Here is a 25,498-nt window from a genome sequence, read left to right as displayed (position 1 = left end):
TCCGTGCCGTGCAGGTCGTCGTCCTCGACGTGGACCGCCTTGTCGGCACCCATGGACAGCGCCTTGCGCAGCGCGTCCTTGGCGTCCTCCGGACCGACCGTCAGGACGGTGACCTCGGCGTCATCGGCCTCACCGGCGATCTGCAGCGCCTGCTCGACCGCGTACTCGTCCAGCTCGGAGAGCAGACCGTCCACGTCGTCACGGTCGACGGTCAGGTCATCCGCGAAGTGCCGGTCGCCCGTGGCGTCGGGCACGTACTTCACGGTCACAACTATCTTGAGACTCACGGCAATTGCTCCTCTTTCGACAATTCGGCATACGACGTCACCGGCCGCTGCGCCTCAGTCGTACGCGGTACGAGTAGTGCTCGGGCAGAAAGTGACTGATCGCCAGCTCGACGAGTTGTCCGGCGACCGACTGGTAGAGCCGGTCGATGCGCAGCAGCGCGCGGCCCGGTTCGCAGCCGAGGTGTTCGGCGAGTTCGGGGGTGGCCTCCGCGACCGTGATGCTCTGCTCGGCCTCGGCGATCGGTTCGGGCAGCCGGCCGTCGAGGAAGCCGATGACGGTGGAGGCGCTGGGGGTGCCGGGCTCGGTGAGTTCGGGGACCGACTCCAGCAACTGGCCGACGGCGGGCGGCAGGGAGACCGCGGTGTGGCAGAACGCGGTGTCCTCGTGCAGCCGGACGAAGGCCAGCTTGTGCACCCGGTCGGTGTGCAGGCCCAGTCGCCCGGCCGCGTCCACGTCGACCCGTCGGTGCAGGGGCGTGACGACCCGCATACGGGTGTCGATGGACAGGCCCATCAGGTCGTCCACCGAGCCGAACTGGCGCAGATACTGTTCGTCGCGGGGCGTGGCGAAGGTGCCGCGCCCCGGCACCCGGTGGACCAGCCCTTCCGCCACCAGGTCCTGGAAGGCCCGGCGCACGGTCTGCCGGCTGATGCCGTAGTGCTCGGCGAGCTGGGCCTCCGTCGGCAGCCGCACCCCCTCGGGGTAGTCGTGCCGCAGGATCGCGGTGCGCAGTTCGCGGGCGAGCTTCAGGTAGGTGCTCTCACGCTGTGGTTGCTCGAGCATCGACGTCACCCCGTCATCAGACGACGCCGTCGGCGCGCAGCGCCTCGATGGCGTCGCGGCTGTGGCCGAGCCCGGTGAGGATCGCGTCGGTGTGCTCGCCCACCGCCGGTACGGGGTCCATGCGGGCGGGCAGCCCCGCGAGGTCGGCCGGCGGCAGCAGCGCCTGCACGGTGGCGCCCGGTACACCCACCTCGCGCCAGCGGTCACGGGCGGCCAGCACAGGGTGGTCGAGGAACGCGGCGATGTCGTTGACCCCGGCGCAGGCGATGCCGATGTCCTCCAGGTCCTTGAGGATCTCCTCGGCGTCGGAGCGTGCACAGCGCTCGGCGACGACGGCGTTGAGCTCTTCGCGGTGGGCGACACGGTCGGAGCCGGTGGCGAAGCGCGGGTCGGTGGTGAGCTCGGGATCACCGAGGAACTCCGCGCACAGCACGGCCCACTCGCGCTCGTTCTGGATGGAGAACAGCACGTCCTTGCCGTCGGCGGACGTGAAGGTGCCGTAGGGGGCGATGGTGGCGTGCTGGGTGCCCAGGCGTGGGGGCTGGCTGCCGCCGTACTGCGTGTAATTGGCCGGCTGGCCCATCCACTCGGCCAGTGCCTCGAAGAGGGACACCTCCACCGGGTGGGCCGTGCCGGTCGTGGCGCGGGTGTACAGGGCCGTCAGGACGCCGCTGTAGGCGTACATACCTGCGGCGATGTCGGCGACCGAGATCCCGACCCGCGCGGTCTCCTGCGGGGTTCCGGTCAGGGACACCAGTCCGGTCTGGCACTGCACCAGCAGGTCGTACGACTTACGGTCGGCCCACGGTCCGTCCGTGCCGTATCCGGAGATCGTGCACGGGATGAGCCGCGGCCGACGCTCGGTGAGTGTGTCGGTGTCGAGGCCGAGACGGTCGGCCGCTCCGGGGGCGAGGTTCTGCACGAAGACGTCGGCGTCGTCGAGGAGCCGGTGCAGGATCTCCAGGCCGCGCGGATCCTTGAGGTCCAGGGTGAGGGATTCCTTGGAGCGGTTCAGCCAGACGAAATAGCTGGAGTGACCGTGGACGGTCGTGTCGTACCGCCGCGCGAAGTCACCGCCGCCCGGGCGCTCCACCTTGATGACCCGGGCGCCGAGGTCGGCCAGCTGCCGGGTGGCATAGGGGGCGGCCACCGCCTGCTCCAGGCTGACGACCGTGATCCCGGACAGAGGAAGCTTCGGGACGCTCATATGGCCTATTTGTACGGCCAAATCAAGGGCACTGTCAAAGTGATCCAAGTCATGCGCACGTGGTCGTGTGCGGGCGGGGAGGAAGGACCCCCGGTCCTCCCTCCTCACCCCGCGTGATCAGGACCGGCGGCTCGGATGGCACAGCACCATCACCGCGCGGGCGACGAGTTCGCCGGCGCCGCCGAGCTCCTGTCGGTAGCGGTCCGTCATCTCCCGTACGGTCTCCGCGAACTCGGGATCGACGGCGCGGGCGCGCGCGGGGGGAGGCAGTTCCTGCGCCATGGCACGGCGACGGGCGAGAAGGGTGATGATCTCCTCGTCGAGACGCTCTATCCGGTCCGGTGACGGGTCCGCCGTCAGGTCGGCGGTGCGGTTCGTCGTCACAATGAATCTCCGTTCTCCCGCGGGTGACGCGACGGGCCTCATCGCAGTTGGTCCTTCAACACCTTGCCCGTGGCACCGATCGGCAACTCCTCCCGGAACTCCACGGATCGGGGCACCTTGTATCCGGCCATGCGTTCCCGGCTCCAGGCGATCAGCTCCTGCGCCGACACCCGGCCGTGCCGTACGACGAAGGCCTTGCCCACCTGACCCATCCGCGCGTCGGGGACGCCCACCACCGCGGCCTGGGCGACCGCCGGGTGCTGGAGCAGGAAGCCCTCGATCTCGGCGGGGTAGGCGTTGAAGCCGCCCACCACGAACATGTCCTTCTTCCGGCCGACGATCCTCAACCGTCCCCGGTCGTCGAGCGTGCCCAGGTCACCGGTGTGCAGCCAGCCGTCAGGGTCGATCGCCTCGGCCGTCGCCGCGGGGTCGTCGAGGTAGCCGAGCATGACGCTGTAGCCGCGTACCAGTACCTCGCCGTCGTCGGCGATGCGGATCTCCAGCCCGTCGCAGGGGAGGCCGACGGTCGTGGCGATCTCCTCGAAGGAGTCGCCGGGCCGGGAGGCCGTGACCGTGCCGGCCTCGGTGAGGCCGTAGCCGGTCATGATCGTCCGGAAGGGCAGCTCGCTGCTGATCCGGCGGATGAGCTCCACCGGGATGTCCGCGGACCCGGTCACCGCCGCCCGCAGCGAGGACAGGTCCCGGCCGCCCTTCGCCTCCGCCTCCAGGAGGGAGTGGTAGAGCGTGGGCGGGCCGGGCAGCATGGTCACCCGTTCGCGTTCGACCAGGTCGAGCACCTGGTCCACGTCGAAGACCGGCACCGGGAGAATGGTCGCGCCCCGGATCAGGGAGGCGATACAGCCCGCCTTCCAGCCGAACATGTGGAAGAACGGGTTGACGATCAGATAGCGGTCGCCCTGACGCAGGTCCGCCAGATCGCACCACTCCGCGAACAGCCGCAGGTTCTGCGCGTGGCTCATCAGAACGCCCTTGGGGCGGCCCGTCGTCCCCGAGGTGAAGATGATGTCGGAGAGGTCCGACCCGCTCACCTCGCACTCGTACGGCGATCCGCTCGCCAGGAGGTCCGACTTCAGGTCGATCACCGGGACGCCGGGCGGTCCGGTGAACTCCAGCCCCAGGAAGCCCTGTTGGACGAGCAGGGCCTTCGCACCGCCCCGTACGACGATGTCGTGCGCCTCGTCCGCCTTGAACCGGGTGTTGACCGGCACCAGCACCCCGCCGGCGGCGAGCAGACCGAAGCCCGCGACGAGCCACTCGGCGGAGTTGGGCGCCCAGATCGCCACCCGGTCGCCCTTCTCGACCCCCAGCGCCTTGAAGGCGCCCGCCGCTTTGCGTACCCGCTCGGCGAGTTCGGTGAAGGTGAGCCGCAGCGGTCCGTCGACGACCGCTTCTGCGTCACCGAAGCGGTCGGCGGCGCTCAGCACCATGCGGGGGACGGACTCCCAGGGCTCCCGGGTCATGCCGGTATCAGCCGGGCCAGATTGCCGCCCATGATCTTGGCCTGGTCGGACACGGTCAGCCCCTGGATGGCGTTGACGTACGAGGTCGGCTGGGACAGGCCCTCGGGGTGCGGGTAGTCCGAGCCGAACAGGATGCGGTCGACGCCGATGAGGTCGACCAGGCCGCCCAGGTCCTCCTCGTAGAACGGGCTGACATGGATGCTGTTCTTCACGGCCTCCACCGGGTCGCCGAGGAATTCGTTCGGCATCTTCTTGTGGACGTCGGCGAGTTGGTCGAGCAGCGGGGCCACCCACGAGGAGCCGTTCTCGATGAGGGCGATCTTCAGCTCGGGGAAGCGGAACAGCGCGCCGTGGCACACCCACGCGGCCACCGCGTCCTGGATCGGCCGCCACTCCGAGACCGTGCGGAAGGCGTTGGGCTTGAACGGCAGCATCTCGCCCCGGCCGCCCTCCCAGTCGCTCGTGTACCTCGCGTAGCCGCTGTCGGAGGAGTGCATCGCGACCAGGACCCCGGTCTCCACGACCCGCTTCCAGAACGGGTCGAACTCCTCCAGTGCGAACGAACGCGAGCCGCCGTACCCCGGCACCGGGGCCGGGCGGATGAGTACGGCCTTCGCGCCGCGCTCCACCGCCCAGTCGAGCTCCGCGATCGCCTTCTCGACGATCGGCAGCGTGATCACCGGGGTGGTGAGGATCCGGTCCTTGTAGTTGAACGACCAGGTCTCGTACAGCCATTCGTTCAGCGAGTGGATCACCGCGTGGATCAGCTCCGGGTGATGCCGCATCCGCTCCTCGATGAGGCTCGCGAGCGTCGGGAACATCAGCGTCCGCTGTACGCCGAGCTCGTCCAGCAGCTCGAGACGCGGACCCGGTTCACGGAACGCCGGGATCGAGCGCATCGGGTCGCCGAAGATCTCCCGACGGGACTTGCCGTCGGGGTTGCCGACCCGGAAGTACTCCTCCATCGCACCCGGGCGGGCGACGACCTCGAACGTCGGGTTCGGGATGTACTCGCTGATCTGGCCCAGGATCGCGATCTTCGTACGGCCGTTGACCTGTACGTACTGGATCGCGCCCTCGTACTGCTTGGGGAGGTGCTTGGTCAGCGCCTCCTCGGTCTCGTACAGGTGGTTGTCCGCGTCGAAGAGCGGATACGGCAGCGCACGCGACGTCATGAGACCCTCCTTGGCGAATTGCGAGAATCATATTCTCATCATGTGCGTACGGCAATCACGTGCGTACGGCAATGTCCTGCCGGAGCCGGAACTTCTGGACCTTGCCGCTCGCGGTCCTCGGGAAGTCGGTGACGCCGTGCAGTTCCTCGGGCCACTTCTGCCTGGCCAGACCGGAGTTGTCGAGGTGGGCGCGCATCTCGTCGAGGCCGGGCAGGGGATGGCCGGGCAGCATGCGCAGGACGGCGGCGGCGTGTTCGCCGAGCCGGGCGTCGGGGGCGGCGACCACCGCGGCCTCCGCGACGCCGGGCAGGGTGAGGAGGACTTCCTCGACCTCCAGGGCGCTGATGTTCTCGCCGCCGCGGATGATGATGTCGGACTTGCGGTCGGTGATCGTGAGATAGCCGTCCTCGTCGAGGACGCCGATGTCGCCGGTGTGGTACCAGCCCTCGTCGTCGAAGAACCGCTCGGTCAGGGCCGGATCGGTGTAGCCCAGGCAGAGGTCCGGGCCGCGGCTGAGTATTTCGCCGTCCTCGGCCAGGCGTACCTCGACGCCCGGCCGCGCGTCCCCGTCCGTGAAGAGGCGCTTGGCCTCGGGGGCGTCGAACCGCGACGACGTGATGGAGGGGTGCTCGGTGCTCCCGTAGGCCCGGAAGACATGCACCCCGAGACCGGCCAGGCGGGTCGTGACCGCCGCCGGGACCGACGAACCGCCCAGCCCCGCATACCTCATGTGCCGCAGATGGGCCCGGGTGAAGTCGGGATGGTCGAGCAGGCTCGTCACGTAGTAGGGGGCGCCGCCGCCGATGTGGAGGTTGTGCCGGGTCATCAACTGCAGTGCCCGGCCCGGGTCCCAGACGTCGGTGAGGTTGACCGGGGAGCCCTCCAGGACCGGGATGAGGAAGGCGTTCACCATGCCGATGAAGTGGCCGACCGGGGCCGCGGTGAGCTGGTGGCCGCGGTCGGGCGGGTAGCTCGCGGTGAGCTGGCGGGTCTCGTGGCCGAGCGTCTGGTGGCTGTGGACCACGCCCTTCGGGTCGCGGGTCGTGCCCGAGGTGAAGGCGATGAGGGCGGGGCCCGTCGGGTCGGCGGACAGGGTGCCGGGGAGCGGGGTGTCGCTCAGCAGGTCCTCGAAGTCCTCGATGTGCGGCTCCCGTCGCGTGGCACGGCCCACCACGCCGACCACGGGCACGTCCGCGCACAGGTCGGCCCGGAACTCCAGCCTGCCGAACCGCTCGGCGGCCACGAAGACCTTCGGCTTCACCGCGTCGAGGATGTAGCCGACCTCCTTTCGCCCGTAGAAGTGGACGATCGGCACGACGGCCGCACCGAGGAACGCCGAGGCCCAGAACACCGCGGCGGCCTCCATCCAGTTGGGCAACTGGAAGGCGACGGTGTCGCCGGCGCCCACGCCCCGCTCGCGCAGTCCGCTCGCCAGACGGCGCGCGACCTGCTCGACGTCATGGAACGTTCCGGACCAGGGGCGGACGGCCGAGTGCACCCGGAACTCGGCGTCGGGCGCCGCGGCGAGGCCCCGTGCGAGCAGGTCCCCGATCGTGTCCTGGGTCCACCAGCCCGCTGCCTCGTAGCGCTTGGCCAACTCTGCGGGGATCCTTCGCATGCGCCTGCTGCCTCCCGTGCGGTGCGGCTCCGACCGGCGGCGCATACGCTATTCTCGGATTTGGAGAATGCCAATATCCCTCGGGGGGAATCACGTGATCGGCCTCGAACTGGACGACGGCCTGGCCGTCCTCACGATCGACCGCCCGCACGCCCGCAACGCCATCTCGCTCGACACCATGGGTGAGTTGGAGAAGGCGCTCGACGCGACGGAGGGTGCGCGGGCGCTGGTGGTCAAGGGGGCCGGGGAGCGGGCGTTCGTCTCCGGGGGAGACCTCAAGGAGCTCGCCGCGATCCGCACCGAGGACGAGGCGGCCGCGATGGCCCGGCGGATGCGGGGCGTCTGCGACCGGATCGCCGCCTTCCCCGGACCCGTCGTCGCCGCGCTCAACGGACATGCCCTGGGCGGCGGGGCAGAGGTCGCCGTGGCAGCCGACATCCGGGTGGCCGCGGACGACATCAGGATCGGCTTCAACCAGGTGACCCTGGAGATCATGCCCGCGTGGGGCGGTGCGGAGCGGCTGGCCGCGCTGGTGGGGCGGGGGAGAGCGCTGATGCTCGCGGGGAGCGGGGCCGTGCTCGACGCCGCGGAGGCGCAGCGCCTAGGACTCGTCGACCAGGTGTTTCCCCGGGCCGCTTTCGAAGAAGGCTGGCGTGCGCTGGCCGGATCCCTCGCGACGCTTCCCGCCGGTGAGGTCAAGCGTGTTGTCTCCGACGGCACTTCGGCCGACGATGCGGTGCGCGCTTTCGCTCGGCTGTGGGTGGCCGACGCGCACTGGGCGGCGGCGGAGCGGGTGCTGGCGCGCGGAAAGTGACGTGCCCCGCGCACGGGGACGACGCGGGGACCGACCAGCCCCACGGAGGTGACGATGCACTTCGTCTTCCACTGCCCCGAGACCAACGGCCCCGACGGCGACACCCTGGACGCCGGCCCCCTGCCCGAGGTGGCCGCCGCGGCGGAGCGGGCCGGGTTCGCCGGACTGCCGCTGAGCGAGCACCCCGTGCCGGGCGACCGATGGCCGGCCTCGGGCGGGCACCAGACGCTCCGGCATCCGCGTCGACAACATCGCCCCGGACCGCACCCCGACCCCCAACATGCGCCGCTTCACCGGCGACGACGACGCGCTGTCGACCCCGGCCGGCATCCGCACCGCCATCCCCATGGGCCGCCTCGGCCCTGTCCTCCGACGTCACCGGCACCACCCTCCACCCCGACGGCGCACCCACGCCTCGTCGGGGTGGTTCAACCGGCCGGGGCCGGGGTGGGCCAACCATGCCCCGACGCATCTGATCGAGGACCGGCAGGCCCCACGGTGAGGCGCATCCGGACGTAGTTCCCATCGCCCGGTCCGGGCCGCCGGTGTCCGTCGGGCCGCCAGCCGTGCCGGGCGTAGAAGCCCTGGGCGCGGCTGTTGCGCTCCCAGGCCTCCAGCACGCCGGCGGTCTGGGACGCGTCCCGAAGGTGCCGTACGAACGCCGCGTGCAGTCGGTCGCCGATCCCCTGTCCCCAGGAGCCCGGGCGGACGTGGATCTGGTAGAGCTGACCGACAGCGGCGGCGTCCACATCGGCGTCATGGGGCGGACCCATCGCCAGGACGCCCACCAGTTCGTCGCCTCGTACGGCACACAGAACCGTCTTGGTGTCGTTCCGGACGGCATGCAGCCACATCTCCCGTCGGCCGGCGAACGCCTCGGGAGAGGTGAGCTCCGGCTCCGACCAACCGCCCGCCTCGTAGTACGCGGTACGCGCCCGCGTGTGCAGGTCGGTGATGGCGTCCAGGTCGTCGAGGCCCGCGGGGCGCAGCGAGGTGGTCATGCGTGTACGACGCACACACCTCGCCGCGCAGTTCCCGTCTCAGGTGTTGCGCCCCCCGTTCACCCCGATCACCTGCCCGGTGACGTACCCGGCCTCCTCGGACACCAGGAAGGAACACGCGGCGGCGATGTCCTCCGGCCGCCCGGCCCGTCGTACCGGAGTCAGCTCGGCGTGATGGTCCACCGAGCCGCCCAGCAGTCCGCGTTCCTCCGAGTCCCGCAGCATGGGGGTGTCCACGAACCCCGGAGGGATGGTGTTCACCGTGATGCCCGCCGGGCCGAGCTCCAGGGCCAGCGACTTGGTCAGACCGATGAGGCCGGCCTTCGAGGCGACGTAGTGGGCCATGTACTGCTGGCCCGACTGGGCGCTGGAGGAGGAGATGTTGACGATGCGGCCCCAGCCCGCGTCCTTCATGCCGGGCACGACGGCCTGGCAGAAGTAGAACGGCCCGTTGAGGTTCACGGCCATGATCCGGTTCCAGGACTCGTCGGTGATCTTCAGAAAGCCCTGGGTCGCGGACACCCCGGCGTTGTTGACCAGGACGAGCGCCGGCCCGCCCAGCGTCTCCCGCACCCGCCGTACGGCGTCGTCGACCTGTGCGCGGTCCGACACGTCGACCCCGCCGAAGGCGACCGCCTCGTGCCCCTTCCGGCGGGACTCCTCGGCCACCCGCTCGGCCGCCTCCGTGTCGAGGTCGAGGACGGCGGTCGCGAAACCGTCCTCCGCGAGCCGGTGCGCGATGGCCCGCCCGATGCCCGAACCGCCGCCCGTGACCAGGGCGGTACGCCGCTCCCCGGTCACGCGACGAGCTCCTCGCCCGCGAGGGAGGTGCGGTGCATGAGCCGGGAGGAGGCCTCGCCGTAGGGCAGGGCGCGGTGCAGCATGCCGGTGTTGTCCCAGATGACGAGGTCGCCCTGGCGCCAGCGGTGGCGGAGGGTGAACTCCGGCCGTGTCGCGCGGTCCAGGAGGTCGTCCAGGAGCGCACGGCCCTCGGCGGCCGGGCGGCCGACGACCTCGCCCGCCGTGGCTCCGATGAGGAGGGATCTGCGGCCACCGGCCCGGGTCCAGACGAGGGGCTGCTCGCGCGAAGGGTTGCGGTCCCAGGCGGCCCGCTCCCTCGGTGACGGATCGGGGGTGACGAGCAGTTGCGAGGCCGCGAAGCTGTGCACGACCCGCAGGCCGTCGAGGTCCGACTGCTCGGTGTCCGACATCGCCTCGTACGCCGCGAAGGTGTTGGCGAACTCCGTGTCGCCGCCTCCGTCGTCCGAGATCTGGCGTGCCGTCAGAAGCGTGGCCTTGTTGGGTACTTCGTCCGTCGTTCCGTCGATGTGCCAGTGAAAGGTGCCCTCGCGATAGGCGGCCAGCGGACTCTTGGAGGGGTCGCGGGTGATGCGCTGGATCTCGGAGTGGGTCGGGTGGCCGCCCAGCGGAAGCGGTACGACCTGTCCGAGCAGCCGGCTGAAGGCCACCAGGTCGTCATCGCCGATGTGCGCCTCGCGGTAGATCACGACCCCCCGTCGGTCCAGGGCTGCCCGGCACTCCTCGGCGACTGCCTTGTCGACCAGTCTGTCCCCGGACAGGCCGGTGATCTCGACGCCGGTGGTCGGGGTGATGTCGGAGACGGTGACTGTCATGCACGTTCCCTTTCTGTGACGAGGAGTCAGGTCACCGCTCCCGCGGCCTTGAGCGCGAGGATGCGGTCCCAGTCCAGGCCGAGCTCCAGGAGGATCTCCTCGGTCTGCGCCGCGAACTCCGGTGCCGGACCGGTCGGTTGCGGGGCCTCGACGTCGAACTGCACCGGGCTCGCCGCCAGTTCCAGCTCCCCGGCCCGCACGACGTACTCGTTGGCCCGCACCTGTGCGTCGCCGCCCACCTGGAGGGAGTCCTGCACCGGAGCCCAGGGCCCGGCCAGCGTCGCGAAGCGCTCGGTCCACTCGGCCAGGGTGCGGCCCGCGATCACCTCGCGCAGGATCTTGACCGCCTCCTCGGTGTGCGCGGCGATGTCCGCGGCGGTGGCGAAGCGCGGGTCCTCGGCCAGTTCGGGCCGGTCGATGTGGTGGCACACATCGGCCCAGAACTTGCCGGGCTGCATCATCACGAAGGCGAGACAGCGGTCGTCGGCCGTGCGGTACAGCCCGGACAGCGGGTTGGTGGGGGAGCCGTGTCCGCCCGCCGGCGGCGCGGTCATCGGCCGCTCCAGATGGAGGGAGAGGGCGATCCCGTGGCCCATCGCCCAGACACCGCTGCCCAGCAGGGAGACGTCCACGACCGGTGCCTCGCCCGTGCGCTCGCGCCGGAACAGAGCCGCCGCGATGCCGCCGGCGAGGTTGGTGCCGGAGATGGTGTCGCCGTAGGCCGGTCCGGGCGGCGGGATCATCCCCTCGATGCCGGGCGGGGTGAGGCTGGCGGCCGTGCCGGCCCGGGCCCAGAAGGCGGTCATGTCGTAGCCGCCCTTCTCCGCCTCCCGGCCGCGCGGACCGAGCGCGCTGCCCCGGGCGTAGACGATCCGCGGGTTCACCTCACGGATGTCGTCCACGTCGATCCCGAACTTCCGCCGGGCCGAGGGCAGGAAGCTCGTCAGGAACACGTCCGAGCGGCGGGTCAGGTCGTACAGCACCTCCCTGCCCTCGGGACGCGCCATGTCGAGGCCGATGCTGCGCTTGCCCCGGTTGGCGTGCTCGACGTTGGGGTTCGGATCGCCCTCGACCTTGAACGTGCCGGTCTGCCGCAGACCGCGCTGCGGATCGCCGTTGACCGCGTGCTCCACCTTGACGACGTCGGCGCCCCAGTCGGCGAGGACGGCACCGGCGGACGGCACGAAGCCGTACATCGCGACCTCGAGAACCCGTATGCCGTTCAGAGGTCCGGCGCTCATTCGACCACCGCCCCGAAGGTCTTGCGCTCCATGAACTCCTCCAGTCCGTCCACGCCCTTCTCCCGTCCGATGCCCGACTGCTTGTAGCCGCCGAAGGGCGTGTCGGCGAAGAAGTAGTTGCCGCCGTTGATGCTGAACGTGCCCGTGCGGATCCGCCGGGCCAGGGCGATCGCCCGTTCCTGGTCGGCGCTGTGGACCGCGCCGGACAGGCCGTACACCGAGTCGTTGGCGATCCGGACCGCGTCGTCCTCGTCGTCGTACGGGACGATGGCGAGGACCGGGCCGAAGACCTCTTCCTGTGCCAGCTCGCTCGCCGGGTCCACGCCGGTGAGGAGCGTCGGCGTGTAGAAGAAGCCCGGGTCCACCCGCTTGCCGCCGGTCACCAGCGTCGCGCCCGCCTCGACCGCCCGCCGCACCATGCCGTCGACCCTGTCGCGCTGCCGCTCGCTGATCAGCGGACCCATATAGGTGCGGGGGTGCGCGGGATCGCCGTACCGCACCCGCTCCAGTGCGGCCGCGACCTGCTCGGTGATCGCGTCGTGGTGCTCGCGCGGCACCAGCATCCGCGAGGTGATCGCACAACTCTGGCCCGCGTGCAGACAGATCATGTAAGCCGCGTACGTCGAGGCGGCCGCGAAGTCGGCGTCGTCGAGGACGATCAGGGCCGACTTGCCGCCGAGTTCGAGGAAGACCCGCTTCACGGTGCCGCTCGCGGCGGCCATGATGTGGCGGCCGGTCACGGTGGACCCGGTGAAGCTGACCATGTCGATGTCCGCGTGGGTGGTGAGCAGCTCACCGACGGCCGCGTCGGACGAGGTCAGTACGTTCACCACGCCCGCCGGGATGTCCGTGTGCTCCGCGATCAGCTCGCCCAGCGCGAGGGTGACCAACGGGGTGTCCGGGGCGCCCTTGAGGACGACCGTGCAGCCCGCGGCGAGCGCCGGGGCCAGCTTCGCCAGGGCGAGCTGGGTGGGGTAGTTGTACGGGACGATCGCGGCGAGGACCCCGCCGGCCTCCTTCTCCACCCAGCGGCGGTGCCGCTGCCCCAGGTACTCGACCACGCCGAGATCCTCGGTCCGGGGGTGGGTCTTGAGGAGGTCCGCGTAGTAACGGACCAGGCCGACCGGCTCGTCGAGCTGCTGGCTGTGCGTGAGCATCCGGGGCGAGCCCACCTCGGCGACGGTCAACTCCCGCAGCTCCTCCAGGTGTTCGGTGAGCGCGGTGTGGAGCTGGTCGAGGCAGTGGATGCGGAACTCGGTGTCGGTGGACCAGTCCGTGGTGTCGAACGCGCGGCGGGCGGCCGCGACGGCGGCCTCGGCCTGCTCGGCCGTGGCGTCGGGAGCGTGGCCGAGCAGGTCGCCGGTGGTGGGGTTGAGCGTGGCGAACGTCCGGTCGGCTTCGACGAGCCGCCCGTCGATGAGCAGTCGCCTGTCCGGGGGTGGCATCCCGTCCCCTTCCCGATGGAAATGGCGTTCTCGAATTGGGAGAACACTACAGTGGCCCAACTTCCGCGTCACGACCTCGGTCTGGATCAGTCATGCATGTCACGTGCTGACATAAAGTCGTCACACGGGCCTTCCGGGTGCTACGGATTTGAAAGTAGGGTTCTCGCATTCGGAAGGGAGATTCTTGTGATCCGGGTTGGAACGTGACGCGCGTCGGGCTCGTAGGAGCCGGTCGCATGGGGCGGCCCATGATCCGCAGACTCACCGAGGCGGGACACGCGGTGTGTGTCCTGGGCCGGTCGGCCGATTCCCGTGCCGCCCTCGCCCAGGAGCCGGCCCGGGTGGTCGACCGGGTCGCCGAGGTCGGTGAAGGCGCCGATGTCGTACTGGTCTGCGTCCACACCGACGCGCAGGTGCGTGAAGTCTGCCTCGACAGCGGCCTGTCGGAGACCTTGCCGAACGGCGCCGTCCTCGTCGTGCACACCACCGGCGACCCGCACACCGTCGAGGAGATCGCACAACGCGGCATCGATGTGGTCGACGCCCCCGTCAGTGGCGGCCCGCCCGATGTCGCCGCCGGTCACCTCACCCTCTTCGTGGGCGGCGCCGACGACACCGTCGCCCGTGTCCGCCCGGTCCTGCGCAGCTACGGCGACCCGGTGCTGCACGTCGGCCCGCCGGGCGCGGGACAGCGCGTGAAGCTCGTCAACAACACCGTCTTCGCCGCCCAGATCGGACTGCTCTCGCACGCGGTCCGGCTGGGCGCACAACTCGGCGTGGACGAACGGCTCCTGCTGGACGCCCTCACCCACGGCAGCGCGTCGAGCCGCGCGCTGGCCGGGGTCGTACGCCGTGGCTCGGTCGCCGAATTCGCCCGGTCCACGGCCGAGTTCCTCGGCAAGGACCTCGATGTCGTCCGAGCGGTCGCCGCCGGCCTGGGCGCCGATCTCGGCGCACTGGCCCAGGTGCTCGACGCGGCGACGCCCGCGAGCACGCCCTGACCCCATCGACCTGTGCGGCGCCCGCGGGCGTCCCTGAACCAACCGACCGACAACGTGAGGACACCACCCATGGGACGAGTTGAGGGCAAGGTCGCGTTCATCACCGGCGCCGCTCGCGGCCAGGGCCGCAGTCACGCCGTACGCCTCGCCGAGGAGGGCGCCGACATCATCGCGGTGGACCTGTGCCGCGACTACGAGACCGTCGGCTACCCGATGGCCACCCCCGAGGACCTCAAGGAGACGGTCCGCCTGGTCGAGGAGCAGGGCCGCCGCATCGTCGCCCGCCAGGCCGACGTACGGGACGTGGCCGGGCTGCGCGAGGCGCTGGAGGCGGGGATCGCCGAACTCGGCGGCCTGGACATCGTGGTGGCCCAGGCCGGGATCGCCCCGCTGCGCGGCGAACCCAAGCTCCAGGCCTGGTGCGACGCGATCGACGTCGACCTGATCGGCAGTATCAACGCCATTCAGATCTCCCTTCCCCATCTGCGCGAGGGCGCCTCCGTGATCGCCACCGGCTCCACCGCCGCCCTCATGGAGCACGGCATCGTCGACACCCCCGGCTCCAACCCGGGCGGCTCCGGCTACGTCTACGCCAAGCGCGCCCTGTCGGAGTACGTCCACGAACTCGCCCGCAACCTCGCCCCGTTGAAGCAGCGGGCCAACGTCATCCACCCCACCAACGTGGACACCCGGATGCTCCAGAGCGAGCCGATGTACAAGTCCTTCCGCCCCGACCTCGAACACCCCACGCGCGAGGACGCCGAGCCGGTGTTCGCCGTTCAGCAGGCCATGCCGGTCCCGTACGTCGAGCCGGTCGACATCAGCAATGCCGTGCTCTTCCTCGCCTCCGACGAGGCCCGCTACATCACCGGCACCCAACTGCGCGTCGACGCCGGCGGATACCTCAAGTGGTACGACTGGCGCCGCTGAGCGCCAGGGACAACAGAATCGACAGGGAGGCAAGCCGTGAAGGTCCGCGTCGATCCGGAGCGCTGCCAGGGCCACACGCTCTGCTGGATGACCGCTCCGAAGACGTTCCAGCTGGACGAGGTCGACGGCCACTCCTCGGCCGTCAGCGAGGACGTACCGGCCGATCAGGAAGAGGACGTGCGGGAAGCCGCGCACTCGTGCCCGGAACGGGCCATCCAGATCTTCTGAAGGGAAGGCCCCATGAGCGAGGACGACGGCCCCATGAGCGAGGCCGCGAGCGGCGACGACCGCAGGAAACACCAGGTGCACTTCGACCGGCACACCCCCGAGTACCGCCACCAATTCGAGGAGATCACCCACGAGTTGCACGCCAAGTGCCCCATCGCCTGGACCGACACCCACGGCGGCCACTGGGTCGCCAGCGGCAACCGCGAGGTCTTCGAACTGGCCCGGTCCGCCGAGTTCCTCTCCAACGACCATGACGTCAAGGGGGAGCGGCGCGGCTACAAGGGCATCACCATCCCCTCGCCGCCGCGTGCGCGTGAAGTCCAGGGCGGTTTCCTGGAGATGGACCCGCCGGAGCAGCGCCACTACCGGCAGACCCTGAACCCGTATCTCTCCCCGGCCGCGGTCGGCCGCTGGGTGCCCTTCGTGGACGAGGTGGTGCGCGCCTGCCTCGACGAGAGGATCGAGCAGGGGCGGATCGACTTCGTCGACGACCTCGCCAACATCGTCCCGGCCGTCCTCACCCTGGCGATGATGGGCATCCCGCTGAAGGACTGGACCGTCTACAACGAACCGGCCCACGCCTCGGTCTACACCCCGCCCGACTCGCCCGACATGCCACGCGTCGCCGAGATGAGCCGGAACATGGGGATGGGCCTGTACATGTCCATCCAGGAGATCCGCCGGAACCCCCGGCCGGGACTGATCGACGCGCTCGTGCACGCCGACATCAACGGCAGGACCCCGCCCGACGAGGAACTGACCGGCGTCCTGGCCCTGTTGATCGGCGGCGGCTTCGACACCACGACCGCCCTCACCGCACACGCCCTGGAGTGGCTCGGCGAGAACCCGGAGGACCGCGACCGGCTCAGCCGCGAACGGGACACCCTGCTGGACTCCGCGACCGAGGAGTTCCTGCGCTTCTACGCGCCCGCCCCGGGGGACGGCCGTACCATCTCCGCCGACTGCGAGATCGCCGGCCAGCGCTTCGAGGAGGGTGAACGCCTCTGGCTGTCCTGGGCGATGGCCAACCGCGACCCCTCCGTCTTCCCCGACCCCGACCGCGTCGACCTCGAACGCAAGGGCAACCGGCACAGCAGTTTCGGCCTCGGTATCCACCGCTGCATCGGCTCCAATGTCGCCCGTACGGTGTTCAAGCGCATGGTCACGGCGGTGCTGGACCGTATGCCCGACTACCGCTGCGAGCCCGACGGCACCGTCCACTACGAGACCATCGGCATCATCCAGGGCATGCGCCACCTCCCGGCGACCTTCACCCCGGGCAAGCGCCTCGGACCCGGGCTCGACGAAACCCTGGAAATCCTCCAGAAGGCCTGCGACGAACAGCGCCTCGCCGAGCCCGTCACGGTCCGCTCGGCCAGGGCGAACATCGAACGCTGAATGGAGGAGACCCAGGTGGCCGCATCCCCGGGACGCCCGCTGCCCCAACTCACCGACCAGAACGCGTTCTTCTGGACGTCGGGGGCGGACGGACGGCTGCGGATCCAGGAGTGCGCGTCGTGCGCGTCCCTGATCCACCCGCCCCAACCCGTGTGCCGCCACTGCCGCGGCCACGCCATGGGCGTACGGACCGTCTCGGGGCACGCCACCCTCGTCGGCTTCACCGTCAACCACCGCTTCGGCCTGCCCGGCCTCCCCGCCCCGTACGTCGTCGCCCAGGTCGCGCTGGAGGAGGACGACCGCGTCCGGCTCACCACCAACGCGGTCCAGTGCGACCCCGACGACCTGGTCCTGGGCATGCGCATGGAGGTCGTCTTCGAGCAGGCCGGAGAGGAGGCCGGTCAGGTGTGGCTGCCGCTGTTCCGCCCCACGGCCGAACAGGGCGAACCGGCACCGCTGCCCGAGGACGAAGTCACCCCCCGCACAAGGCCGTTGGCGACCACCGAGAAGTTCGAGGACAAGGTCGCCCTCACCGGCATCGGCAGCTCACGCCTCGGCCGCCGACTGCTGGTCCCCCCGCTCTCCCTCACCGTTCAGGCCTGCGAGCGGGCGGTCGCCGACGCCGGTCTCACCTTCGACGACATCGACGGCCTGGCCACGTATCCCGGAGCCGGATCCTTCGGCGGCTTCGCCGAGGGCGGCATCACGGCCCTGGAGTCCGCCCTCGGCATCCGCCCCACCTGGCACAACGGCGGCGGCGAGACCTTCGGCCCCGGCGGCTCCCTCATCGCCGCGATGCTGGCCGTGGCCGGCGGACTGGCCCGGCACGTGCTCTGCTTCCGGACCCTGTGGGAGGCGTCGTACAACGAACTCGTCAAACGGGGCCGGCTCCAGCCGCCGAGCAGCCCGGACGCCGGCTGGCTCAAGCCCTTCGGCGCGACCTCCGCCGCCCACACGCTGGCCCAGAACGCCCAGCGCCACTTCCACAAGTACGGCACCACCCGCGAGACCCTCGGCTGGATCGCCCTCAACCAGCGCGCCAACGCCGCCCTCCATCCGACGGCGATCTACCGCGACCCGATGACGATGGACGACTACCTCGAAGCCCGGCCCATCACCACCCCGTTCGGCCTCTACGACTGCGACGTCCCCTGCGACGGAGCCGTGGCCGTCGTCGTGTCGCACGTCGACACCGCCCGGGACCTCGCCAAGCCGCCCGTCCTCGTCGAGGCCGTCGGCACCCGGATCACCGAGCGCCTCGAATGGGACCAGAGCACCCTCACCCACGAACCCCAGGTCATCGGCCAGGCCGCCCACCTCTGGACCCGCACCCCGCTCGGCCCCGACGACGTCGACGTGGCCGAGCTCTACGACGGCTTCACCTTCAACTGCCTGTCCTGGATAGAGGCGTTGGGCTTCTGCGGCATCGGCGAGGCGAAGGACTTCCTGGACGGAGGAAAGAACATCGCCCGCGACGGCGTACTGCCCCTGAACACCCACGGCGGCCAGCTCTCCCACGGACGCACCCACGGCATGGGGCTCGTCCAGGAGGCGATCGTCCAACTGCGCGGCGAGGCGGGCCCACGCCAGGTGCCCGGCGCGCGCGTCGCCGTGGTCAGCTCCGGAGGGCTCACGCCCAGCGGAGTCCTTCTCCTCAGGACGGACACGTGAACCACGGTTCCCTCGACATCGACGGCATCCCCCTGTCGTACCGGGCGAGTTGGGCCCCGCAGCCGCGCGCCGTCGTCCTCGCCCTGCACGGCGGCGGCACCGACTCCGCGTACTTCGACTGCCCGGGCCGGCCCCGGCTGTCGTTGCTACGGACCGCTCCGGCGCTCGGCTTCACGGTGATCGCCCTCGACCGGCCGGGCTACGGCGCCTCCCACGCCCACCAGGCGAAGGTGACCGACCCGGTCCGCCGCGTCGAGCTCACCTACGCGGCCCTCGACGGGCTGCTCGCCTCCCGCCCGCACGGCGCGGGCGTGTTCCTCATGGCGCACTCGGCAGGCAGCGAACTGGCCATCCGCATGGCGGCCGAGGAGCGTGGCCGTGCCCTGCTGGGTCTGGAGGTCGCCGGGACCGGACGGGAACACCATCCCCGCTTCACCGCGCGCTGGGCGCAGCACGGGGAGCAGGGCGTCCGACGGCCGGCGCGGAGCCGGATGCGCGATCTGTTGTGGGGGCCCAGCCATCTGTACCCGGCCGACGTCTTCGGCGGAACGGCCATCGGTGCCGCCTCGCCCGCCTACGAGGCCCAGGCGCGTGACTGGGCGCGGGAGTTCCCCGAACTGGCCGCCCGGGTGCGCGTCCCCGTGCACTACACCCTCGGCGACCACGAGGCGGTGTGGAGTCCCGGTGAGCGGGCGCTGAAGGACTTCGCCTCGGTGTTCACTTCGTCACCTCGCGTCAGGGTTCACGAACAACCCGACAGTGGCCACAATCTGAGCCTGGGTCACTCGGCCCGGGCTTACCACCTCGGAGTGCTGGCGTTCGCCGAGGAGTGCGCGGTGTTCCGCGAGAACGCGCGCCCCGAGGGTGTCGACTCCGCGCAGGGAAGGGCGGGTTGAGTGTCATGGACGACTTCGCGCTGCTGCTGATACGGCTGGTCCTGGGCGTCGTGATGATCGCGCACGGCCTGAACCACTGGCGCGGCGGCGGCCGTATCGAGGGCACCGCCCGCTGGTTCACCGGCCTGGGCCTGCGCAACGGCACACTCCAGGCCTGGATGAGCGTCGTCACCGAGATCGGCGCCGGAGCGCTGCTGGTGCTCGGCCTGTTCACCCCGCTGGCGTGCGCGGCCGTCGTCTCGGTGATGCTCGTGGCGGGTCTGCTCGCCCACCGCCGCAACGGCTTCTTCGTCTTCAAGGAGGGCTACGAGTACGTCCTCACCCTCGCCGTGGTCGCGCTGGCGCTGGCCGTACTGGGACCGGGCGGTCTCTCGGTGGACGAGGCGAGCGGCATCGACGTCACCGGCTGGGCGGGCGGTGTCCTCGCCCTCGGCGTCGCCGTGGTGGCGACGGCGGGACTGCTCGCCGTGTTCTGGCGTCCTGAACCCCCCGAGCAGGAGGCACGCTGATGCGAGTCGGATTCATCGGTCTGGGCAGCCAGGGCGCCCCCATGGCCCGACGGATCGTGGACGCGGGATTCGAGACCACGGTGTGGGCGCGACGGCCCGCCACCCTGCTCCCCTTCGAGGACACCGTCGCGAAGCGCGCCGGGTCCCCCGCCGAACTGGCCTCGGTCAGCGACCTGGTCTGTGTGTGCGTCGTCGACGACGCCGACGTGGAAGAGGTCCTCACCGGCGGCTCCGGTGTCCTGTCGGGCCTGCGCCGGGGCGGGGTCGTCGCCGTGCACAGCACCGTCCACCCCGACACCTGCCGCCGCCTCGCCGACATCGCCCGCACCCACGGGGTCACCCTGATCGACGCACCCGTCAGCGGCGGCGGACCGGCCGCGGCGGAGGGCAGGCTGGTGGTGATGGCCGGGGGAGAACAGGGCACCGTCGCCTACTGCCGCCCGGTCTTCGAGACCTACGGCGACCCGGTCGTCCACATGGGCCCGCTGGGGTCCGGACAGGTGGCCAAGCTCCTCAACAACGTCCTGTTCACCGCCCACCTCGCCACCGCCGCGAGCACCCTTGCCCTCGGCCGGGACCTGGCCGTCGACCCCACCGCCCTGGCCCGCGTCATCTCCCACGGCAGCGGCAGGAGCTTCGCCCTGGACCGGGTCACCGCCGCGGGCGGCACCCTCGACCGGCTGGCCGCCCACGCCGGACCACTGCTCCGCAAGGACGTCCGCCTGCTGACCGACGTCGCCACGACCGCGGACGCGTCCACGGGGGTCGTCACCTCGGCCGCGGAGGAGGCACTGGCCCTCATGAACCAGCTGCGCTGAGCCGCGAAACCCGGTGGTCGGCGCCTCGCCGCCACCGGTAGGGTCGCCGCGTTCCGATCGACCACGCACATCGATCACGCACCTCGACCACGTACGGAGCGCGACCGCCATGACCGGCCCCCGACCGACGACGACCCTCTGGCGCCCCACCGGCCCCGTCGAGCTGGATCTGGTCCGCGAGCTGAACTGGTGTGCCTGGCCGCCCCGGCTGCCCGAGCAGCCGATCTTCTACCCCGTCCTGAACGAGGACTACGCCGTGAAGATCGCCCGGGACTGGAACGTCAAGCACGACGGTGCCGGCTTCGTGACCCGCTTCGAGGTCGACTCGGACTTCCTGCGCCGCTACCCCGTCCAGCAGGCGGGCGGCGAGACGATCCTGGAGCTGTGGGTGCCGGCCGAGGAGCTCGACGAGTTCAACGCGCACATCGTCGGCGAGATCGAGGTCGTCCACGAGTTCCGGTGACGGTGGCCGCGTCTACGAGCGGGCCAAGTGGCGCATCGTCAGGGCCAGTTGCAGCCTGAACCGGTCCTGCGGGGTGCGCACCGGCCAGCCCAGCAGATGCTCGGCGTGCACCAGCCGGTCCTGGAGCGTCGAGTGGTGCACGTTGATCTCCGCGGCGGCCGCCCGCAGACTCGCCGTCGACGCGACGGCGTGCAGCGTGACCAGGAGCCACGGCGTCGCCGCGGCCGCGGACTCCAACGCGACGACGTCGGGCGGGGGTTCGGCCCCCGGGACGACGAGATCGGCGAGGAGAGCCGTGCCGCCCAGCTCGTCGGCGTACACCACACGCTGACCGGGATCCTGCGCGCTGCCCTCCGCGGTGAACCGCAGCGCGGTGCGCGCGGCGGCCCAGGACCGAGGCAGGTCGAGCACGGGCACGGCGGGGCCCAGCCCCAGGCGGCCGGCGGGAAGTTCCGTGCCGCGCGGCTCGGGGACGATCCGGGGCAGGCCGCCGGCGGCGGCCACGGCGCGCGCGGCCACCGCCGGGTCGAGGCCCAGGCGCCGCGCCGCGTGCAGCCGGGCCGGTTCCGGGGCCGTGGCGTCGAGCAGCGTCTCCACCAGAGCCGGATCGTCGACCGGGGCCCGGCCGCGGGTGCGGTCGAGGACGAGCCGCACGGCACCGGCGGCCCGTTCCAGGATCACGGCGTCCACCACGCTGGGCTCGGCCGCCCGCTCCAGCCACAGCGCGGGCACCCCGCCGGGCGCCAGCGCCGCCGACGGCCAGGCCGGATCCGGTGGCGGAGCGGAGTCGCGGCGCGTGCCGTCGGCCTCCACGCGCACGTGCACCCGCCGGTCCGCGTCGACGAGCCGCGCGGGCACCCCGGCCAGTACGGCCGCCCCGCGCACCAGTGCCTCCAGACCGGCCCGTGACTCGGCCAGCCGGTCGAAGTAGGCGATCACCCGGACGGCGGCACCGGCGTCCGGGTCCAGCGCGGTCAGGCGCCCGGCCAGCTCTTTCATGGGTCCATGGTGCGGTATGCGGGGCCCGGCCGGGGAGCCCCGCGGCTCACACCGGGCGGTGAGCCGTGCCGTACGGTCACGCCTCGAGGAGCCTGCGCAGCCAGTCCAGATGCGCCGCCCGTGTCCGCTGGGACAGTGCCGCCTGGGGGGCGAAACCGTCGAAGCCGTGGAAGCCGCCCGGCCACACATGCAGCTCGGCGATCCCGCCGGCCTGCCAGATCCGGGAGGCGTAGGCGACGACCTCGTCCCGGAACGTCTCCGCGGAACCCACGTCCAGGAACGCCGGAGGCAGCCCGGTCAGGTCCTCGGCGCGGGCCGGCGCGGCGTACGCGGGCACGTCCGGGCCGCCGCGCCGGTCTCCGAGCAGTGCCGTCCAGCCGGTCTCGTTGGCCGTCCGGTCCCAGACGCCCAGGCCCGCCATCTGGTGACACGACGGGGTGTCGTTGCGGTCGTCCAGCATCGGGCACATCAGCACCTGGCCGATCGGACGCGGCCCCTGGCGGTCCCGGGTGAGCAGGGCGAGGGCCGCGCACAGTCCGCCGCCCGCGCTGGCGCCCGCGAGGACGATCCGCTCCGGGTCGGCCCCCAGCTCCCCGGCGTGCTCCGCCGTCCACACCAGACCGGCGTACACGTCCTCGATCTGCGCGGGGTACGGGTCCTCCGGGGCCAGCCGGTACTCCACCGACACCACGACGGCGTCCAGCTCCTTCGCCCAGGCCAGCGCCACGTCCACGCCCACCCGGTTGGTGCCGAGGACCATGCCGCCGCCGTGCACGTGATAGACGACGGGGCGCGGACCCGCGGCCGAGGGCACGGTGGGGCGGCAGATCAGCAGTGAGATCTCGGGGGCGTCCTCGGGACCCGGCACCACGCGGTCCTCGACCTTGAAGAAGCCGTCGAGCGTCAGGTCCAGCTCGGCCAGCATCTGGATGGCGGGGCCCTGACGTATCTGTTCGATGTCCTCCCGGGTCATCCCCGGGGAGACGAACTCCTTGATCAGTTCCAGGGCTCCGGCAAGTTCCGGGTCGAACGGCGGCGGCACCAGGGTCATGTCTTCTCCTCACGCGGGAACGCGGCGGCTCATGCCGACATGATTCGCGCCCCGCCCGTCGTCCGGGGCGCCGCCGTACGGCGGAACCTGCCCGCCGTCCGGCGGGTGGCACCGGAGTGCCCCCGGGACCTTGCCATGTCATGACCTTTTGTTCACCTGTCAGGGGTGGAAGGGATCAGAACCTGAGACAACCCTGTGAAGGCCCCACACGTACCAGGAGTAACAAGTGAACGTGTCCCTCTCCGTCTGGCTGTTGACGGTAGCCGCCCTGTGCGTGCTCGTCGCCGTCGACTTCTTCATCGGCCGCAAGCCCCACGACGTGTCGATCAAGGAAGCCGGCATCTGGACGGTCGTCTGGGTCGTACTGGCCTGTCTCTTCGGCATCGGCCTGCTGATCTTCAGTGGCGGAAAGCCGGCCGGTGAGTTCTTCGCCGGGTTCATCACCGAGAAGTCGCTGAGCGTCGACAACCTCTTCGTCTTCGTCCTGATCATGGCGAAGTTCTCGGTGCCCACGCAGTACCAGCAGCGGGTCCTCATGGTCGGCGTACTGCTGGCCCTGGTGCTGCGCGCCGGGTTCATCGCGGCCGGCGCGGCGATCATCTCCACGTTCTCCTGGGTCTTCTACCTCTTCGGTGCCTTCCTGATCTGGACCGCCTGGAAGCTCGTCCAGGACGCCCGCAAGGACGAGCACGAGGAGGAGTACCAGGAGAACAAGCTCCTCAAGATGGTCGAGCGGCGCTTCGGCGTGGCCGACCGCTACCACGGCACCAAGCTGTGGATCGAGGAGAACGGCAAGCGGGTCATGACCCCGATGCTGGTCGTGATGCTCGCGATCGGCTCCACGGACGTGCTGTTCGCACTCGACTCGATCCCCGCCATCTACGGCCTCACCGAGGACCCGTACATCGTCTTCACGGCGAACGCGTTCGCGCTGATGGGGCTGCGCCAGCTGTACTTCCTCATCGGCGGTCTGCTGAAGAGGCTCGTCCACCTCAGCTACGGCCTGTCGATCATCCTCGGCTTCATCGGCGTCAAGCTCGTGCTGCACGCCCTGCACGAGTCCGGCGTCCATGTGCCCGAGATCAGCATCCCCTTCTCGCTCGGCTTCATCGTGCTCGTTCTGGCCGTCACGACCTTCACGAGCCTGAGGGCCTCCAGGAAGCAGGAGGAGCTGGTCTCCTAGCCGAGCCTCTTGACTTCGAGAGCGCTCCAAGACCTAGCGTCACCAGGGTCGGTTACGACCTTGGTGAACGGAGACGGCCATGCGCGTGGGCGTGCACATCAACCGGTTCGACCATCCCGGGGGAGGGCCCGCGCTCGGCGCCGAACTCGCCGCGGCGGGCGACGCCGCCGAGGCCGCGGGCCTGAGCTGGCTGTCGGTGATGGACCACTACTTCCAGATGGAGTTCAACGACCGGGCCGAGGACCCCATGCTGGAGGCCTACACGACCCTCGGCTATCTCGCGGCCCGCACCTCGACGGTCCAGCTCGGCGCTCTGGTGACCGGGGTGTCGTACCGGCACCCCGGACTGCTCGCCAAGATCGCCACCACGCTGGACGTCCTGTCCGGCGGCCGGGCCACCCTCGGGATCGGCGCCGCCTGGTACGACCGGGAGCACGCGGGCCTCGGTGTGCCGTTCCCCCCGGTCGCCGAGCGCTTCGAGCGGCTGGAGGAGACCCTGCGGATCTGCCTGCAGATGTGGGACCCGGACGCGAACGGCCCCTTCGAGGGCAAGCACTACCGGCTCGCCGAGACGCTGTCCGTGCCGGCCCCGGTGAGCGACCCGCGGCCCGAGATCATGATCGGCGGAGGCGGCGAGAAGAAGACGCTCCGGCTGGTCGCCCGGTACGGCGACGCCTGCAACCTGTTCACCACCACACCCGAGGAGGTCGCGCACAAGCTCGACGTCCTGCGCGGCCACTGCGACACCGAGGGCCGCGACTACGACGCGATCCGCAAGACCGTCGCCTACTCCGGGGACCCGCTCACCACCGGTGACCTCGACGCCTTCACCCAGGACATCACGGGCTACACCAAGCTCGGTATCGACACCGTGATCCTCTCTCCGCGCACGGGGGAGCCGGCGGCGTTCATCGAGCGGTTCGCGGCCCCCGCCGTTCAGCGGCTGGCCGGACTCGACTGAGGGACGGCGGGCCCGCTGCGGGAGACGATCCGCATCCCGCGGTCGTCGACCACACGCACCTGCAGCGAGCCGCAGCCGCAGCGGGTCCACACCGTGCGGCCCGCCGCGGTGGCGTGCCGGGACACCACCTGGAAGGGCTCGGCGCCGTCCGGCCATCCGCAGTGCGGGCATACGGTGCCGGCCGTGGTCGTGCCGGTCGGGCTGGTCATGGGGACTCCTCGTACGTCGTGGTCGGTTGACCGTCGCGACACATCCAGGGTGCAGCGCACGCTTCGTACACGTCCAGGTTGACTTTCCGGACCTCACCTTGAAGCGTGGA

At 70.9% G+C, this 25,498-nt stretch carries 27 protein-coding genes; 12 read left to right on the top strand and 15 right to left on the bottom strand.

Translation table 11 applies throughout. From position 1 onward, the window contains the following. From ACWD3I_RS24000 to ACWD3I_RS23970, 7 genes are all read right to left on the bottom strand, one after another. Positions 1-287 (bottom strand): electron transfer flavoprotein subunit beta/FixA family protein (locus ACWD3I_RS24000; protein WP_451084165.1); only part of this gene is annotated, 287 nt, incomplete at its 3' end. A 37-nt stretch (positions 288-324) separates the two neighbouring features. Then, positions 325-1,071 (bottom strand): GntR family transcriptional regulator, encoded by a 747-nt coding sequence (locus ACWD3I_RS23995; RefSeq protein WP_365411653.1) that lies wholly within the window; start codon positions 1,069-1,071, stop codon positions 325-327. Between the two features lie 16 nt (positions 1,072-1,087). Beyond that, on the bottom strand, positions 1,088-2,278 hold the full coding sequence (locus ACWD3I_RS23990; RefSeq protein ID WP_365411650.1) for a CaiB/BaiF CoA transferase family protein: 1,191 nt from the start codon (positions 2,276-2,278) through the stop codon (positions 1,088-1,090). Between the two features lie 117 nt (positions 2,279-2,395). Then, positions 2,396-2,662, bottom strand: a complete 267-nt coding sequence (locus ACWD3I_RS23985; RefSeq protein ID WP_365411647.1) for a hypothetical protein — start codon at positions 2,660-2,662, stop codon at positions 2,396-2,398. A 38-nt stretch (positions 2,663-2,700) separates the two neighbouring features. After that, positions 2,701-4,143 carry a FadD3 family acyl-CoA ligase gene (locus ACWD3I_RS23980; RefSeq protein ID WP_365411644.1) on the bottom strand — a complete coding sequence of 481 codons (1,443 nt, stop codon included), beginning with the start codon at positions 4,141-4,143 and terminating at the stop codon, positions 2,701-2,703. Further along, positions 4,140-5,318 carry an amidohydrolase family protein gene (locus tag ACWD3I_RS23975; RefSeq protein WP_365411641.1) on the bottom strand — a complete coding sequence of 393 codons (1,179 nt, stop codon included), beginning with the start codon at positions 5,316-5,318 and terminating at the stop codon, positions 4,140-4,142. Before ACWD3I_RS23975 ends, ACWD3I_RS23980 begins: the two co-directional genes overlap by 4 nt. A gap of 55 nt (positions 5,319-5,373) precedes the next feature. Beyond that, positions 5,374-6,936: an AMP-binding protein gene (locus ACWD3I_RS23970; protein ID WP_365411638.1), complete on the bottom strand. Its 1,563-nt coding sequence runs from the start codon at positions 6,934-6,936 to the stop codon at positions 5,374-5,376. Between the two features lie 94 nt (positions 6,937-7,030). Between ACWD3I_RS23970 and ACWD3I_RS23965 the strand changes: the two genes are divergently transcribed. Further along, positions 7,031-7,750: an enoyl-CoA hydratase/isomerase family protein gene (locus ACWD3I_RS23965; RefSeq protein ID WP_365411635.1), complete on the top strand. Its 720-nt coding sequence runs from the start codon at positions 7,031-7,033 to the stop codon at positions 7,748-7,750. 428 nt (positions 7,751-8,178) lie between these two features. Here the strand turns inward: ACWD3I_RS23965 and ACWD3I_RS23960 are convergent, their stop codons facing one another. Genes ACWD3I_RS23960 through ACWD3I_RS23940 form a run of 5 tightly spaced genes read right to left on the bottom strand, consistent with a single transcriptional unit; the run spans position 8,179 to position 13,071 of the window. Continuing rightward, positions 8,179-8,751 (bottom strand): GNAT family N-acetyltransferase, encoded by a 573-nt coding sequence (locus ACWD3I_RS23960; RefSeq protein WP_365411632.1) that lies wholly within the window; start codon positions 8,749-8,751, stop codon positions 8,179-8,181. A gap of 39 nt (positions 8,752-8,790) precedes the next feature. Beyond that, complete coding sequence (locus tag ACWD3I_RS23955) at positions 8,791-9,552, bottom strand: SDR family NAD(P)-dependent oxidoreductase (protein ID WP_365411629.1); 762 nt, start codon at positions 9,550-9,552, stop codon at positions 8,791-8,793. Continuing rightward, positions 9,549-10,385, bottom strand: coding sequence for a TauD/TfdA dioxygenase family protein (locus ACWD3I_RS23950; RefSeq protein WP_365411626.1), 837 nt, complete (start codon positions 10,383-10,385; stop codon positions 9,549-9,551). Before ACWD3I_RS23950 ends, ACWD3I_RS23955 begins: the two co-directional genes overlap by 4 nt. A gap of 26 nt (positions 10,386-10,411) precedes the next feature. Beyond that, positions 10,412-11,626: a CaiB/BaiF CoA transferase family protein gene (locus ACWD3I_RS23945; protein WP_365411623.1), complete on the bottom strand. Its 1,215-nt coding sequence runs from the start codon at positions 11,624-11,626 to the stop codon at positions 10,412-10,414. Continuing rightward, entirely contained in the window at positions 11,623-13,071 is a 1,449-nt protein-coding gene (locus ACWD3I_RS23940) for an aldehyde dehydrogenase family protein (protein ID WP_365411620.1), read from the bottom strand. The genes ACWD3I_RS23945 and ACWD3I_RS23940 overlap by 4 nt, the downstream gene beginning before the upstream one ends. Positions 13,072-13,274: 203 nt before the next feature. On the opposite strand from ACWD3I_RS23940, the gene ACWD3I_RS23935 reads away from it, so the two are divergent. From ACWD3I_RS23935 to ACWD3I_RS23895, 9 genes are all read left to right on the top strand, one after another. Then, positions 13,275-14,072 carry an NAD(P)-dependent oxidoreductase gene (locus tag ACWD3I_RS23935; RefSeq protein WP_365411617.1) on the top strand — a complete coding sequence of 266 codons (798 nt, stop codon included), beginning with the start codon at positions 13,275-13,277 and terminating at the stop codon, positions 14,070-14,072. 69 nt (positions 14,073-14,141) lie between these two features. After that, positions 14,142-15,002, top strand: a complete 861-nt coding sequence (locus ACWD3I_RS23930; RefSeq protein ID WP_365411614.1) for a mycofactocin-coupled SDR family oxidoreductase — start codon at positions 14,142-14,144, stop codon at positions 15,000-15,002. Between the two features lie 36 nt (positions 15,003-15,038). Next, positions 15,039-15,230, top strand: a complete 192-nt coding sequence (locus tag ACWD3I_RS23925) for a ferredoxin (RefSeq protein WP_365411611.1) — start codon at positions 15,039-15,041, stop codon at positions 15,228-15,230. Between the two features lie 12 nt (positions 15,231-15,242). Then, complete coding sequence (locus ACWD3I_RS23920) at positions 15,243-16,628, top strand: cytochrome P450 (RefSeq protein WP_365411608.1); 1,386 nt, start codon at positions 15,243-15,245, stop codon at positions 16,626-16,628. Positions 16,629-16,643: 15 nt separating this feature from the next. Then, on the top strand, positions 16,644-18,299 hold the full coding sequence (locus ACWD3I_RS23915) for a thiolase C-terminal domain-containing protein (protein WP_365411605.1): 1,656 nt from the start codon (positions 16,644-16,646) through the stop codon (positions 18,297-18,299). Further along, positions 18,296-19,195, top strand: a complete 900-nt coding sequence (locus ACWD3I_RS23910; protein WP_451084164.1) for an alpha/beta fold hydrolase — start codon at positions 18,296-18,298, stop codon at positions 19,193-19,195. Before ACWD3I_RS23915 ends, ACWD3I_RS23910 begins: the two co-directional genes overlap by 4 nt. Before the next feature lie 5 nt (positions 19,196-19,200). Beyond that, positions 19,201-19,704: a DoxX family protein gene (locus tag ACWD3I_RS23905; protein WP_365399658.1), complete on the top strand. Its 504-nt coding sequence runs from the start codon at positions 19,201-19,203 to the stop codon at positions 19,702-19,704. Next, positions 19,704-20,522, top strand: a complete 819-nt coding sequence (locus ACWD3I_RS23900) for an NAD(P)-dependent oxidoreductase (RefSeq protein ID WP_365399436.1) — start codon at positions 19,704-19,706, stop codon at positions 20,520-20,522. Before ACWD3I_RS23905 ends, ACWD3I_RS23900 begins: the two co-directional genes overlap by 1 nt. A gap of 109 nt (positions 20,523-20,631) precedes the next feature. Continuing rightward, positions 20,632-20,985, top strand: a complete 354-nt coding sequence (locus ACWD3I_RS23895) for a hypothetical protein (RefSeq protein WP_365399439.1) — start codon at positions 20,632-20,634, stop codon at positions 20,983-20,985. Positions 20,986-20,997: 12 nt separating this feature from the next. Here ACWD3I_RS23895 and ACWD3I_RS23890 read toward each other — a convergent pair whose 3' ends face one another. Both ACWD3I_RS23890 and ACWD3I_RS23885 read right to left on the bottom strand, forming a co-directional pair. Next, entirely contained in the window at positions 20,998-21,984 is a 987-nt protein-coding gene (locus ACWD3I_RS23890) for a helix-turn-helix domain-containing protein (protein ID WP_365399442.1), read from the bottom strand. A 76-nt stretch (positions 21,985-22,060) separates the two neighbouring features. After that, complete coding sequence (locus ACWD3I_RS23885; protein ID WP_365399445.1) at positions 22,061-23,035, bottom strand: alpha/beta hydrolase; 975 nt, start codon at positions 23,033-23,035, stop codon at positions 22,061-22,063. Positions 23,036-23,261: 226 nt separating this feature from the next. On the opposite strand from ACWD3I_RS23885, the gene ACWD3I_RS23880 reads away from it, so the two are divergent. Beyond that, positions 23,262-24,218: a TerC family protein gene (locus ACWD3I_RS23880; RefSeq protein ID WP_365399448.1), complete on the top strand. Its 957-nt coding sequence runs from the start codon at positions 23,262-23,264 to the stop codon at positions 24,216-24,218. 79 nt (positions 24,219-24,297) lie between these two features. Continuing rightward, positions 24,298-25,179: an LLM class F420-dependent oxidoreductase gene (locus ACWD3I_RS23875; protein ID WP_365399451.1), complete on the top strand. Its 882-nt coding sequence runs from the start codon at positions 24,298-24,300 to the stop codon at positions 25,177-25,179. On the opposite strand, the gene ACWD3I_RS23870 is transcribed toward ACWD3I_RS23875, so the two are convergent. After that, positions 25,155-25,388: a hypothetical protein gene (locus tag ACWD3I_RS23870; protein ID WP_365399454.1), complete on the bottom strand. Its 234-nt coding sequence runs from the start codon at positions 25,386-25,388 to the stop codon at positions 25,155-25,157. The genes ACWD3I_RS23875 and ACWD3I_RS23870 overlap by 25 nt on opposite strands. Positions 25,389-25,498: the final 110 nt, after the last annotated feature.

The sequence above is a fragment of the Streptomyces sp. NPDC002817 genome (genome assembly GCF_053592055.1).
The sequence above is the reverse complement of the archived record's forward strand: the minus strand, read 5'-3'. Positions and strand labels throughout refer to the sequence as shown.

Bases quoted from the DNA above. Each gene is read 5' to 3' on its own strand.
- ACWD3I_RS23995 (WP_365411653.1), bottom strand. From the start codon at position 1,071: ATGCTCGAGCAACCACAGCGTGAGAGCACCTACCTGAAGCTCGCCCGC.
- ACWD3I_RS23990 (WP_365411650.1), bottom strand. From the start codon at position 2,278: ATGAGCGTCCCGAAGCTTCCTCTGTCCGGGATCACGGTCGTCAGCCTG.
- ACWD3I_RS23980 (WP_365411644.1), bottom strand. From the start codon at position 4,143: ATGACCCGGGAGCCCTGGGAGTCCGTCCCCCGCATGGTGCTGAGCGCC.
- ACWD3I_RS23975 (WP_365411641.1), bottom strand. From the start codon at position 5,318: ATGACGTCGCGTGCGCTGCCGTATCCGCTCTTCGACGCGGACAACCAC.
- ACWD3I_RS23970 (WP_365411638.1), bottom strand. From the start codon at position 6,936: ATGCGAAGGATCCCCGCAGAGTTGGCCAAGCGCTACGAGGCAGCGGGC.
- ACWD3I_RS23960 (WP_365411632.1), bottom strand. From the start codon at position 8,751: ATGACCACCTCGCTGCGCCCCGCGGGCCTCGACGACCTGGACGCCATC.
- ACWD3I_RS23950 (WP_365411626.1), bottom strand. From the start codon at position 10,385: ATGACAGTCACCGTCTCCGACATCACCCCGACCACCGGCGTCGAGATC.
- ACWD3I_RS23945 (WP_365411623.1), bottom strand. From the start codon at position 11,626: ATGAGCGCCGGACCTCTGAACGGCATACGGGTTCTCGAGGTCGCGATG.
- ACWD3I_RS23940 (WP_365411620.1), bottom strand. From the start codon at position 13,071: ATGCCACCCCCGGACAGGCGACTGCTCATCGACGGGCGGCTCGTCGAA.
- ACWD3I_RS23930 (WP_365411614.1), top strand. From the start codon at position 14,142: ATGGGACGAGTTGAGGGCAAGGTCGCGTTCATCACCGGCGCCGCTCGC.
- ACWD3I_RS23920 (WP_365411608.1), top strand. From the start codon at position 15,243: ATGAGCGAGGACGACGGCCCCATGAGCGAGGCCGCGAGCGGCGACGAC.
- ACWD3I_RS23905 (WP_365399658.1), top strand. From the start codon at position 19,201: ATGGACGACTTCGCGCTGCTGCTGATACGGCTGGTCCTGGGCGTCGTG.
- ACWD3I_RS23900 (WP_365399436.1), top strand. From the start codon at position 19,704: ATGCGAGTCGGATTCATCGGTCTGGGCAGCCAGGGCGCCCCCATGGCC.
- ACWD3I_RS23895 (WP_365399439.1), top strand. From the start codon at position 20,632: ATGACCGGCCCCCGACCGACGACGACCCTCTGGCGCCCCACCGGCCCC.
- ACWD3I_RS23890 (WP_365399442.1), bottom strand. From the start codon at position 21,984: ATGAAAGAGCTGGCCGGGCGCCTGACCGCGCTGGACCCGGACGCCGGT.
- ACWD3I_RS23885 (WP_365399445.1), bottom strand. From the start codon at position 23,035: ATGACCCTGGTGCCGCCGCCGTTCGACCCGGAACTTGCCGGAGCCCTG.
- ACWD3I_RS23875 (WP_365399451.1), top strand. From the start codon at position 24,298: ATGCGCGTGGGCGTGCACATCAACCGGTTCGACCATCCCGGGGGAGGG.
- ACWD3I_RS23870 (WP_365399454.1), bottom strand. From the start codon at position 25,388: ATGACCAGCCCGACCGGCACGACCACGGCCGGCACCGTATGCCCGCAC.